10 protein-coding genes are annotated in these 11,427 nt (G+C 65.0%); 3 read left to right on the top strand and 7 right to left on the bottom strand.

Features of this window, described 5'->3' with window-relative positions; all coding sequences use genetic code 11:
- Nucleotides 1–10: 10 nt before the first annotated feature.
- The 6 genes from Y882_RS06225 to Y882_RS06200 form a co-directional block, all read right to left on the bottom strand.
- Complete coding sequence (locus tag Y882_RS06225) at nucleotides 11–1,027, bottom strand: NADP-dependent oxidoreductase (protein ID WP_046971079.1); 1,017 nt, start codon at nucleotides 1,025–1,027, stop codon at nucleotides 11–13.
- A 13-nt stretch (nucleotides 1,028–1,040) separates the two neighbouring features.
- Entirely contained in the window at nucleotides 1,041–1,829 is a 789-nt protein-coding gene (locus tag Y882_RS06220; RefSeq protein ID WP_046971033.1) for an SDR family oxidoreductase, read from the bottom strand.
- A 14-nt stretch (nucleotides 1,830–1,843) separates the two neighbouring features.
- Nucleotides 1,844–2,614 carry an SDR family oxidoreductase gene (locus tag Y882_RS06215; RefSeq protein ID WP_046971032.1) on the bottom strand — a complete coding sequence of 257 codons (771 nt, stop codon included), beginning with the start codon at nucleotides 2,612–2,614 and terminating at the stop codon, nucleotides 1,844–1,846.
- A 79-nt stretch (nucleotides 2,615–2,693) separates the two neighbouring features.
- Nucleotides 2,694–3,383 (bottom strand): histidine phosphatase family protein, encoded by a 690-nt coding sequence (locus Y882_RS06210; protein ID WP_046971031.1) that lies wholly within the window; start codon nucleotides 3,381–3,383, stop codon nucleotides 2,694–2,696.
- 3 nt (nucleotides 3,384–3,386) lie between these two features.
- Nucleotides 3,387–4,454, bottom strand: a complete 1,068-nt coding sequence (locus Y882_RS06205) for a phosphotransferase family protein (protein WP_046971030.1) — start codon at nucleotides 4,452–4,454, stop codon at nucleotides 3,387–3,389.
- Nucleotides 4,451–5,680 carry an acyl-CoA dehydrogenase family protein gene (locus tag Y882_RS06200; protein WP_046971029.1) on the bottom strand — a complete coding sequence of 410 codons (1,230 nt, stop codon included), beginning with the start codon at nucleotides 5,678–5,680 and terminating at the stop codon, nucleotides 4,451–4,453. The genes Y882_RS06205 and Y882_RS06200 overlap by 4 nt, the downstream gene beginning before the upstream one ends.
- Nucleotides 5,681–5,782: 102 nt before the next feature.
- On the opposite strand from Y882_RS06200, the gene Y882_RS06195 reads away from it, so the two are divergent.
- The 3 genes from Y882_RS06195 (at nucleotide 5,783) to prmC (ending at nucleotide 9,439) form a co-directional block, all read left to right on the top strand.
- Entirely contained in the window at nucleotides 5,783–6,703 is a 921-nt protein-coding gene (locus Y882_RS06195; protein WP_046971078.1) for a LysR family transcriptional regulator, read from the top strand.
- A gap of 132 nt (nucleotides 6,704–6,835) precedes the next feature.
- Nucleotides 6,836–8,512 (top strand): FAD-dependent oxidoreductase, encoded by a 1,677-nt coding sequence (locus Y882_RS06190; protein WP_046971028.1) that lies wholly within the window; start codon nucleotides 6,836–6,838, stop codon nucleotides 8,510–8,512.
- A gap of 102 nt (nucleotides 8,513–8,614) precedes the next feature.
- Nucleotides 8,615–9,439 carry a peptide chain release factor N(5)-glutamine methyltransferase gene (gene prmC / locus Y882_RS06185; protein ID WP_046971027.1) on the top strand — a complete coding sequence of 275 codons (825 nt, stop codon included), beginning with the start codon at nucleotides 8,615–8,617 and terminating at the stop codon, nucleotides 9,437–9,439.
- A gap of 63 nt (nucleotides 9,440–9,502) precedes the next feature.
- Here the strand turns inward: prmC and dxs are convergent, their stop codons facing one another.
- On the bottom strand, nucleotides 9,503–11,392 hold the full coding sequence (gene dxs, locus Y882_RS06180) for a 1-deoxy-D-xylulose-5-phosphate synthase (RefSeq protein WP_046971026.1): 1,890 nt from the start codon (nucleotides 11,390–11,392) through the stop codon (nucleotides 9,503–9,505).
- Between the last annotated feature and the right edge of the window lie 35 nt (nucleotides 11,393–11,427).

The raw sequence follows: 11,427 nt of genomic DNA, 5'->3' as shown, positions 1-11,427 counted from the left end.
CCACGCCACCTCAGTCGTCGTCACTCACCTTCAAAACCAACTTGCCCGTATGGCTGCCATCGAACAGCCGATTGAGCACCAACGGCGCGTTCTCCAACCCATCAGCCACCGTTTCACCGGCCTTGATCTTGCCGCTGACCACCCAGCCGACCAGGTCCCGCACCGCACGCGCCTGATCCTTGTAATCGAAGGCAAGGAAGCCGCGCACGGTGAGCCGCTTGACGATGATCACGCTGTAATCGTCCTGCGCGCGCGCACCGCCGGCGTAGTTGGCGATCAGTCCGCACAGCGCCACGCGCCCGCCGTTGACCATGCGCGACAACACCGCGCGCATCACCGGGCCACCGACGTTTTCGAAGTTGACGTGCACGCCATCGGGCGTGGCCGCGGCCAGCTTCTGCTTGAAGTCGTCCGCCTTGTAGTCGACGGCGACATCGAAGCCGAGGTCTTCCACCAGGTGTCGGCACTTCTCCGCACCGCCGGCGATGCCGATCACACGTGCGCCGCGCAGCTTGCCGATCTGTCCGGCGATGGAGCCCACCGAACCGGCAGCGGCGGAAACCACCAGCGTTTCGCCTGCCTGCACGGGCGCGATTTCGTCCAGGCCGTAATAGGCGGTGATACCGCTGAAGCCGCAGGCGCCGAGCAGGGTAGGCAGCGCGACGGGCGGCTTGGGAGGCAGCTTCACCCAGTAGCCCATCTTGTTTTCATCGAGCAGGGCGTAGTCCTGCCAGCCCACCAGGCCCTGCACGAGATCGCCCACCGCATAGTTCGCGGACTTCGATGCCACCACGCGGCCGATGCCGAGGCCGCGCATCACCTCGCCTATGGCGACCGGCGGCATGTATTGCGGCACGTCGCTCATCCACACGCGGTTGGTGGGATCCATGGACAGATACAACACCTTCACCAAGGCCTGACCGTCGGTCAGCTCCGCCGTGGTGGCTACGTGCAGGTCGAAATGGTCGAGACTGACCAGACCTTCGGGGCGGGTCTTCAACAGCAGCTGGCGATTCTTGAAGCTCATGGTGGTCTCCTGGTCAGACGGCGCGAGCGCCGCCATCGACCATCAGTTCGGCGGCGGTGACGAAGCGGCTTTCGTCGGAGGCTAGATAAAGCACCGCATAGGCGACGTCATCGGGTTCGCCCAGGCGATTCATCGGGTTGACGCGCGCCAGCCGGCGCGTGGCTTCGGCCTCGCCCATGCTGCTGAAGAGCGCCTCGACGATGCCGGTGCGGATGAAGGCCGGGTGGACGGAATTGCAGCGCACGTCGATCTTCTGGTGCGCGCAATCCACCGCGACGGATTTGCTCAGTGCAGCCACCGCGGCCTTGGAGGTGTTGTACGCCGTGAAGTTCGGATCGGTCTTGTAGGCGGCCAGCGAGGAAATATTGATGATCGAGGCCGGTTGCGCGTCGCGCAGATGCGCCATCGCGTGTTTGCAGCCGAGCATGACGCCTTCCAGGTTGATGCCCATCACGCGGCGCCATTCCTTCAGCTCGATGTTCTCCACGCCGCCGAGCGAGCCGACGCCGGCGTTGTTGACCAGCACGGAGACGCCGCCCATCCGATCCGCAGCCTGCGCAAGCGTGCCCTTCCAGGCGGCTTCATCGCTGACATCCTGCGCGCTGGACCAGGCGACGATCTTGTCGACCTCGCGATTGATCTCATCGGCGAGCGCAGCGGCGGCAGCGGCGTTCACGTCGGTCACGAAAACCTTGGCGCCGTGCCGCGCCAGCATGCGCGCGATGGCGCTGCCCAGGCCGCCGGCCGCCCCTGTCACGAAGGCGCGCTTGCCTGCGACGCGTTGACTCTGTAGTTGGCTCATGAGGTTTCCTTGGCTCAGACGCAGAGATAGCCGCCATCGACATTGAGCACGCTGCCCGTTGTATAGGACGCGGCATCGGAGGCCAGATACAGCGCCGCCCCGGCCATCTCCGACGGCTGCGCCACGCGTCGCATCGGCACATGGGCGAGCGCCTGCTTGAGGATGGCGGGCGTATTGACCAGCACCGAGGCAAACTTGGTATCGGTGAGGCCGGGCAGCAAGGCGTTGCAACGCACGCCCTGTTCCGCGCATTCCACCGCGAAGGCCTTGGTCATGGAAATGACGGCCGCCTTGGTAATTGAATAGATGCCCTGCTGGAAGCCCGGCACCACGCCGTTCACCGAGGCCACGTTGATGATGGAGCCGCCGCCGTTCCTGGCCATCAGGCGCGCACCGTGCGTGGACATGTAGAAATAGCCGCGGATATTCACATCGACGGTTTTCTGGAATACCGACGGATCGGTGTCGAGGATGTGTCCGAAGTACGGATTGGTCGCCGCGTTGTTGACCAGGATGTGCAGGTGACCATGGGTCTTCTCGACCTGCGCATAGAGCGCATCGATCTGCTCCATCTCACCGATATGGCAGGCAATCGCTTCGGCCTTGCCGCCCAGGCCCACGATCTCGTCCACCACGACCTGGCAATCCGCCTGTTTGCGGCTGGAAACGATGACGTGCGCGCCATGGGCGGCGAGCAGCTTGGCAATCTCGGCGCCGATGCCGCGGCTGGCGCCGGTGACGATGGCGATCTTGCCGGTGAGGTCGAACGTGTTGGGTGTGGTCATGGAGTGATCGTTCCTGAGAGGGTGCCAGTCCGAGTCGTGCGGTGTGGTTTATCGGTCTTTGCCGGATGGACGCATGGTTTCATCGCAGCGTCACCAGCGATGGGTCACGCGAGCGCTCCAGATGCGGCCAGGTGTTGTAGGTGACCAGCTGAGCGCCGCGCGAGCCTAATCGAAGCTTCGTCACCCCGGTGTTCACGAGAGACCAGCTGAGATCGAAAGTCTTCGTCTCCGGGGCTTGGAGCAGAGCACTCGTTATTACGGCGATGGGACCGCCTGAAGTAAACGCCCAAATCGTGTTGGCGGGCGACTGGATCAGTTGATCGAGCGCGTCCAGCACATCGCCCCGAAATGCCTGCCAGCTGCGCCTGTAGTCGGCATCATGCTCCCCGCTGGTCCAGCGCTGGAGTGCTTCGACGAACAGCTGTTGAAACGCGCGATAGGGATCGGCTTGCTGTTTCATCGCCGCGCGCAGTGCGCCGGCCTCTGCCAGCTCGGGCCGAAGACGCGCAAGCAATTCCAGGTGGTCGACTTCATCCAGGCCGGGCACGGTGATGGGCGACACGTTGACGCCCGCCGCATGCAGGCAGGGCAGCGCGGTGCCGCGATGACGGACACGCGGCCCCATCGCCACCAGCTCCGGCATGGCGCTGCATTCGGCCATCCATTCGCCCAACAGCAACGATTGGCGCTCGCCCAGCGCGGACAGTTGGTCGTAGTCCTCCGCATGGAAGCTCGCCTGCCCGTGCCGGATCAGCAGCAGCTCGCGCATGCGTCAGGCCTTTGCCGCCATGATGCGGCGGCAGCGCATGCCCATATAGCGCGCCGCATCGCCGAAGCCCGCGAATTGCGGGTTGGTGGTCTGCCCCAGCGCATAGCGCCGGTAGATCTGCTGGATGATCACCATCAGCCGGAACAGGCCGAAAACCTCGTAAAAACGCCAGCCTGCGACATCAAGCCCCGTGCGTTCGCCGTAGTAGGCGACCACTTCGCGCCGCGTGAGCATGCCCGCTTCGTGGGTGGGCTGGCGGCGGAATGACTGGAAGACCGCATCGTCGTCAGCCTGCACCCAATAGGCGAGCGAGCTGCCCAGGTCCATCAGCGGATCGCCGATGGTGGCCAGCTCCCAATCCAGTACGCCGATGATGGCCAATGGGTCGTCGATGGCGAGTACGACATTGTCGAAGCGGAAATCGTTGTGGATCACGCAGCTCGCGTTGTCATGCGCGGGTTGCTGCGCATCGAGCCAGGCGATCACGTCTTCGCACGGATCGGAACCTTCCGTGGCTGCCTGGCGCCAGCGTTCGCTCCAGCCGGTGAGTTGGCGCGCGATATAACCCTCGCCCTTGCCCAGTTCCTTCAACCCGGGCTGGGTGGCATCCACTTGATGCAGTTCGATCAGGCGATCGACAAAGCCCAGGCATAGCGCGCGTACGCCGTCGCTATCGAGACCGAGTCCGGCGTGCAGGTCGCGGCGAAGTATCGTTCCGCTCAGCCGCTCCATCACGTAGAAGTCCTGGCCGATCACGCTGTCGTCGTCGCAGCGCGCGAGGATCGCCGGCACATACGGATAGCTGGCCTTGAGCGCGCCCATCACGCGCGCCTCGCGCAGCATGTCGTGCGCGGATTTCGCCTTGGCGCCGCGCGGTGGACGACGCAGCACGAGTTCGCGATCGGGATAGCTCAACAAGTAAGTGAGATTGGAGGCGCCGCCCGGAAATTGTTTGACGGTCGGGCTTCCAGCCAGGCCATCGATGTGTTGCTTGAGAAATGCATCGACGCGAGCGATATCGAAGGCGTCTTCCTCGCGCACGGCGCGCGCCTGATCCGGAGTGGCGGTCATGCGTGGTTTCCTGCGGCGAGTTGAGCCTTGGCTTCGATCTTGGCGACGACGGCGCGATGCACTTCGTCGGGACCGTCGGCCAGTCGCAACACACGTGCATAGGCATAGAGTTGGGCGAGCGGGAAGTCGTCGGTAAGGCCGGCGCCGCCATGGATCTGGATCGCGGCATCGGCGGCCTGCTGCGCCACCGCCGGCACCACCACCTTGATTTGCGAGATCAGGCTGAGTGCTGCCTTGCTGCCTTGCGTGTCCAGCACCCACGCGGTCTTCAGCGTGAGCAATCGCGCCTGTTCAATGGCCATGCGCAGATTGGCCACGATGTCCGCGTTGCCACCAAGCTTGATCAGAGGCTGCCCGAAGGCCACCCGTGTTTGCGCGCGTTGGCACAGCAGCGACAGCGCGCGTTCGGCGGCACCGAGCGCGCGCATGCAGTGATGCACGCGACCGGGACCCAGGCGTCCCTGCGCAATCTCGAAGCCACGGCCGGGACCGAGTATCACGTTGGTCACGGGCAGCCGCACGTTGCTGAAATGCAGTTCGCCGTGGCCGCTGGGCTCGTGGTAGTCGTGGAACACCGGCAGCATGCGCTCGATGTGGACACCCGGCGCATCGAGCGGGCAGATCACCATGCTGTGGCGGCGATGCGGCTCGGCCTGCGCATCGCTCAGGCCCATGAAGATCACGAAGCGGCAGTGCGGATGGCCAAGGCCGGTGGTCCACCACTTGCGACCGTTCAACACGATCTCGTCGCCTTCGACGGTGGCTGTGGCGCGCATATTGGTGGCGTCCGAAGAAGCCACATCCGGTTCGGTCATCGCAAAGCCCGAGCGAATCTCGCCGCGCAGCAGCGGTTCCAGCCACTGTTCGCGCTGCGGCGCAGAGCCGTAACGATGCAGCACTTCCATATTGCCCGTGTCGGGCGCATTGCAATTGAACACCTCGGGCGCGATGAACGAGTGGCCCATGATTTCGGCCAGCGGTGCGTAATCCAGATTGCTCAGGCCGGGGCCGTCTTCCAGCTCGGGCAGAAACAGATTCCACAGGCCGGCGTCGCGGGCGCGCGACTTGAGCTGTTCCATCACCGGCGGCTGGCGCCACTGGCGATAGTCGGCACTACCCGTCAGCTGCGCCATGTAGACCGGCTCGGCGGGGAGCACATGCTCGCGCATGAAGGCCTGAAGGCGTTCGGTGAGCGCACGGGTGCGTTCGGTGGGGGCGAAATCCATGGCGGGGCTCCTGAACTTCCACGGAGCGTACGCCTCGGACGACCAATTATTGAAATGAATATACTTTATGGGTCGACATTAGCCATATGAATGGGTTCGCGCATGGAACGTGACAGCCGGATCGACCTCAATCTGTTCCGCGTGCTTGACGCGATCTACACGCAAGGCGGGGTGAGCGCGGCAGCGCGGGTGCTGCACCTGACCCAGCCGGCGGTGACCCACGCCCTGCGTCGCCTGCGCGACCAGCTGGGCGATCCGCTGTTCGTGCGCCAGGGCAATCGGCTGCTGCCCACCGACAAGGTGCGCGCGATGATGCCGGCGGTGCAGGGACACCTCAAAGGCCTGCTGGCCAGCGCGCACGCGCAGCCCAGTTTCGATCCAAGGCGACTGCAGACAGAGTTCGTGATCGGCTTCCGCGACATCCTCGAGTCGATTGCCTTGCCGGGCCTGATGGCCAGCATCGGACGGGAGGCGCCGGGCGTGCGCGTGGTGAGCCGCCGCGTGGCCGCCGATGAGGTGGAGCGCGAGCTGGGCACCGGTGCGCTGGATCTGGCGGTGGATCGCCCCTTGCGCGCCGGCGAGCATATTTCCCATCGGCGCCTGCTTGATGAGACGCTGGTGGTGGTGATGCGGCGCGATCACCCGCTCGCTCGCTCGCTGCGGCGCGCCGATTACCTCGCCGCGCAGCACGTCACCGTCTCTCCGCTGGGCGAGGCAAGTGCGCTCGATACCTTGCTGGGCCAGAACGGCATGTTCCGCGAAGTGCGGATGGTGGCGCAGCACTACTTTTCAGCGTGCCAGATCAGCGCGGCCAGCGACTTGTTGCTCACCGTGCCCAAGGCTTATGCCGATCATCTCGCCGTGCTCCTACCGATCGCCATGCAGCCGTTGCCGGTGCGCATCAAGGCGATCCCCATCCTCGCCTACTGGCACGATTCCAAGGACAACGACCAGGCGCATCGATGGTTTCGTGAACGCCTCGTCAAGTCGATCACGGCCGCCATGCAGGCGTCGCCGCAATGACTTGCGAGCGACACCGTTGCGGCGCACGATGCGTGTAGCAGCGCTGCGCGGTTCCCGCCATTCGCGCTGAATGACCTGAAGGACGCGCCTGGTCGCTTGCTGCCGGGCCGTCCCCTTGACGAGGTGTCTTGCATGTCCGAGCAGTCGCCAGCACCCGAGGTCGTCTACGACCCGACCGATCCGATGAACCGCAAGGAGCAGATGTTTCCGCGCCTGGATCCCACCATGGTCCGGCGCATCGCGGCCTATGGGCAGGAAGAAAACGTCTCTCCGGGCACCATGTTGTTTGAACGCGGGCAGCGCGGCGTGGATTTCTTCCTGGTGCTCGATGGACTGGTGGAAATCTTCGATGTCGACAAGCACGGCCAGTCCAACGTGTTCACCATGTACACCGCGCGCCAGTTCAGCGGTGAGATGAACATGTTCAATCGCCGCGCCGTGATGGCCTCGGCACGGGTGGCGATGGACAGCCGCGTGCTGCGCGTGCGTTCGGAGGATTTCCGCCGCATGGTGGCCGCGGAGGCGGATATCAGCGAGATCATCATGCGCGCCTTCATCCTGCGGCGCGTGGGCTTGATCCGCGCGGGCTTTGGTGGCGTGGTGCTGGTCGGGCCGGGGCACAGCGGCGATACGCTGCGCCTTGAGCGTTTCCTCGTGCGCAACGGTTACCCGCACCGCCTTATCGATACGGAGACCGATCCGGACGCCGATGGCTTCATCGAATGCTTTCAGTTGACGCTTGACCAGTTGCCGGTGGTGATCTGTCCGGAGCGCTGCTTCCTGCAGAACCCGACCACCGCCGAGCTTGCCGACGAACTTGGCCTCACCGAAACCATCGATCCGGATTTCGTCTACGACGTGGCGGTGGCCGGCGCCGGTCCCGCAGGCTTGGCGGCTGCTGTATATGCCGCGTCCGAGGGCCTCTCCACCATCGTCGTGGAAGGTGTGGCACCGGGTGGGCAGGCGGGTACCTCGTCAAAGATCGAAAACTATCTGGGATTTCCCACCGGCATTTCCGGGCAGGCCCTGGCCGGTCGTGCCCAGGCTCAGGCGCAGAAATTCGGCGCGCGACTGGCGATTTCGCGGCAGGCCTCCGGCATCGACTGCTCGGTCACGCCATTCCGCATGTTTCTCGACGATGGGCAAAGCATCCAGGCGCGCTCGGTGATCGTGGCCACGGGTGCGCGCTATCGCAAGTTGGACGTGCCGGGCTACGCGCATTTCGAAGGCGCGGGCATTCATTACGCCTGCACTGCGATGGAAGGGCAGCTGTGCAAGAACGAGGAAGTGATCGTGGTCGGCGGCGGCAATTCCGCCGGACAGGCAGCGGTATTCCTCTCGCGCATCGCCTCGCACGTGCATGTGCTGGTGCGCTCGTCGGGTCTGGCCGCCACCATGTCCGACTATCTGGTGCAGCGCATCCTGCTGTCCTCGTCGATCACCTTGCACACGCATAGCGAGATCGTCGGGTTGGAAGGCGAAGGCCGGCTGCATCGCGTGACCTGGCAGCAGCGCGAGACGGGCGAGTCCACCACGCGACCGTGCAGCAATGTGTTCGTGATGATCGGCGCCGAACCCAACACCGACTGGCTCAAGGATTGCCTCGCGCTGGACAGCAAGGGCTTCGTGCTTACCGGTCGATGCGATCAGGGGCACATCCTGGAATCCCCGTACGCCACGACCAAGGCCGGCATCTTCGCCGTGGGCGATGTGCGCTCCGGTTCGGTCAAGCGCGTGGCGTCGGGCGTGGGCGAGGGCTCGGTGGTGATCCAGGCGGTGCATCGCTATCTGTCGCCCACGGCGGTCTGAGGCAGTATTGCCTCTACACTGTGGCTTCCTACTCGTTGGAAGCAGTCATGTCGGCCTGGTCGCCTGCTCGTATTTCCGTTGGCTTTGACTGGAGCGCCGAGCGTGGCTGAGGTGCGCGCGATCATTGCCGATGCCGCCGACGCGCTCGGCGAACGGCTGGAAGCTGAGTTGCTGTTGCTGCACGTGCTGGGCAAGCCGCGCAGCTGGCTGATCGCGCATGCCGACGACGAACTCGACGGCAATCAGGTCAAGGCATTCGACACGCTGGTGCAGCGTCGTCGCGATGGCGAGCCGGTGGCGTATATCACGGGTCATCGCGGCTTCTGGACCTTGAACCTGGAAGTCACCCCGGCCACGCTGATTCCGCGGCCGGAAACCGAATTGCTGGTGGAGCTCGCGCTCGCTCGCATGACAGCGACAACGCGCGTGGCGGATCTGGGCACCGGCAGCGGTGCCATTGCGCTGGCAATCGCGCGCGAGTGTCCAACCGCCAAGGTCGTCGCGACGGATGCCAGCGCCGACGCACTCGCGGTGGCAGCGCGCAACGCCAGCAAGCACGGCATTGCCAACGTTCGATTTGCACACGGCAACTGGCTGGCGGCGCTGGCGGGCGAGCGCTTTGAGCTGATCGTCTCCAATCCGCCTTACATCGAAGCGGACGATCCGCATCTGGCGCAGGGGGATCTGCGTTTCGAGCCAGCCTCGGCGCTGGCGTCCGGGACCGATGGGCTCGATGACATCCGCCAGATCGTGGCGCAGGCGCGCGACCATCTCGAACCCGGCGGCTCGCTGTTGATGGAGCACGGCTGGAACCAGGGGCCGGCAGTGCGCGAGGTGTTGTCCGCCGCGGGCTACCGCGAGGTGTTCACCGAGCAGGATCTGGAGCAGCGCGATCGCGTCAGCGGCGGAGTCTGGCCCGGCGCGTGATGGACGTCCAAATGAAAACGCCGCGCAGTGCGCGGCGTTTTCGGTAAACATTGAGCTGACCGATCAGGCCGTGATCTGGCTGCGCGAACCCACTTGAGGAAAGCGGGCACGAATCGCACGGCGGATGCTGGGCAGGTCCAGTCCGGCCATGGTCAGCACTTCTTCGCGGCTGCCGTGTTCCAGGTAGGCATCCGGCAGGCCCAGGTGCAGGATCGGCTTGACGATGCCATGCGCGGCCAGGCATTCGGCCACGCCGCTGCCCGCGCCGCCGGCAATCGCGTTGTCTTCCAGCGTCACGAACGCATCGTGGGTGCGTGCCAGTTCGAGGATCATCGCCTCGTCCAGCGGCTTGACGAAGCGCATGTTGACCAGGGTGGCATCCATTTCAGCGGCGATCTCCGCCGCCGGCGCCAGCATCGCGCCAAAGCTGAGCAGGGCCAGGCCATGGCCGCGCCGACGCAATTCCGCCTTGCCGATCGGCAAGGTTTCCAGTTCCTGCTGCAGCGGCACGCCGGGGCCGGTGCCACGCGGGTAACGGATCGCAGCCGGACCGTGATAGTGGAAGCCGGTGGTGAGCATCATGCGGCATTCGTTTTCGTCCGCCGGCGCCATCACCACCATGTTCGGCAGGCAACGCAGGAACGACAGATCGAAGCTGCCCGAATGCGTGGCGCCATCGGGGCCGACCACGCCGGCGCGATCGATCGCGTAGGTCACGTCGAGGTTCTGGATCGACACGTCGTGGATGGCCTGGTCGAACGCGCGCTGCAGGAAGGTGGAGTAGATCGCCACCACCGGCTTGGCGCCTTCGCAGGCCATGCCGGCGGCCAGCGTCACCGCGTGCTGTTCGGCAATCGCCACGTCGAAATAACGCTGTGGGTACTCCCTGGAGAAACGCACCAGGCCCGAGCCTTCGCGCATCGCGGGCGTGATGCCCAGCAGGCGCTCGTCGGCGGCGGCCATGTCGCACAGCCAGTCGCTGAAGATATCGGTGTAAGTGGGCTTGGACGGGCCGGCTTTCTTGACCAATCCTGCCTGCGGATCGAATGGACCCACGGCGTGGTATTCGATCTGCGCCTGTTCGGCGGGCGCGTAGCCCTTGCCCTTGGTGGTGATCACATGCAGCAGCTGCGGACCGGGCAGGTTCTTCACCGTGCGCAGCGCAGTGAGCAGCTGCGGGATGTTGTGGCCGTCGATCGGACCGGTGTAATGGAAACCCAGTTCCTCGAACAGCGTGCTGGGCACGAACATGCCCTTGGCGTGCTCTTCCCAGCGCTTGAAGAAGCGGCCGAAGAACGACTGCTTCGGAATGGCGCGCTTGGCCCGCTCGCGCAGCGCGTTCAGGCGGCGGCTGCTCATGGCGCGCGCCGCCATCTTGGTCAGCGCACCGACGTTCTCGCTGATCGACATGCCGTTGTCGTTGAACACGACCAGCATGTTCGGCTCCACGTCGCCGCCATGGTTGAGCGCTTCGAACGCCATGCCGGCGGTCATCGCGCCATCGCCGATCACGGCGACGACCTTGCGCTGGTCGCCCTTGCGCTGCGCGGCGATCGCCATGCCCAGCGCCGCCGAGATGGAGGTGGACGAGTGGCCCACGCCGAAGGTGTCGTACTCGCTTTCCTCGCGACGCGGGAACGGGGCGAGGCCGTCCTTCTTCTTGATCGTGGTGATGCGGTCGCGACGGCCGGTGAGAATCTTGTGCGGATAGCACTGGTGGCCGACGTCCCACACCAGGCGATCGTTCGGCGTGTCGAACACGTGGTGCAGGGCGACGGTCAGTTCCACCACGCCCAGGCCCGCGCCGAAGTGGCCGCCGGAGCTGGCCACGGCTTCGATCAGGTACTGGCGCAGCTCTTCGGCGACGATGGGCAGCTCGTCGTCGGACACTTTGCGCAGGTCGGCTGGCGTCTCGATGGGCGCCAGATGGGGGTAGCGGGACAGGTCGTTCATTGGCGTATTGTTGGCCCAGCGGGGAGGCGGGGCAA

It is taken from the genome of Dyella japonica DSM 16301, assembly GCF_001010355.1.
Lineage (GTDB): Bacteria > Pseudomonadota > Gammaproteobacteria > Xanthomonadales > Rhodanobacteraceae > Dyella > Dyella japonica.
This window is presented reverse-complemented; position numbering and strand designations above follow the sequence as displayed.

Excerpts from the sequence above, each read along its gene's own strand:
- Y882_RS06225 (WP_046971079.1), bottom strand. The coding sequence starts at position 1,027 with ATGAGCTTCAAGAATCGCCAGCTGCTGTTGAAGACCCGCCCCGAAGGT.
- Y882_RS06220 (WP_046971033.1), bottom strand. The coding sequence starts at position 1,829 with ATGAGCCAACTACAGAGTCAACGCGTCGCAGGCAAGCGCGCCTTCGTG.
- Y882_RS06215 (WP_046971032.1), bottom strand. The coding sequence starts at position 2,614 with ATGACCACACCCAACACGTTCGACCTCACCGGCAAGATCGCCATCGTC.
- Y882_RS06210 (WP_046971031.1), bottom strand. The coding sequence starts at position 3,383 with ATGCGCGAGCTGCTGCTGATCCGGCACGGGCAGGCGAGCTTCCATGCG.
- Y882_RS06205 (WP_046971030.1), bottom strand. The coding sequence starts at position 4,454 with ATGACCGCCACTCCGGATCAGGCGCGCGCCGTGCGCGAGGAAGACGCC.
- Y882_RS06200 (WP_046971029.1), bottom strand. The coding sequence starts at position 5,680 with ATGGATTTCGCCCCCACCGAACGCACCCGTGCGCTCACCGAACGCCTT.
- Y882_RS06195 (WP_046971078.1), top strand. The coding sequence starts at position 5,783 with ATGGAACGTGACAGCCGGATCGACCTCAATCTGTTCCGCGTGCTTGAC.
- Y882_RS06190 (WP_046971028.1), top strand. The coding sequence starts at position 6,836 with ATGTCCGAGCAGTCGCCAGCACCCGAGGTCGTCTACGACCCGACCGAT.
- dxs (WP_046971026.1), bottom strand. The coding sequence starts at position 11,392 with ATGAACGACCTGTCCCGCTACCCCCATCTGGCGCCCATCGAGACGCCA.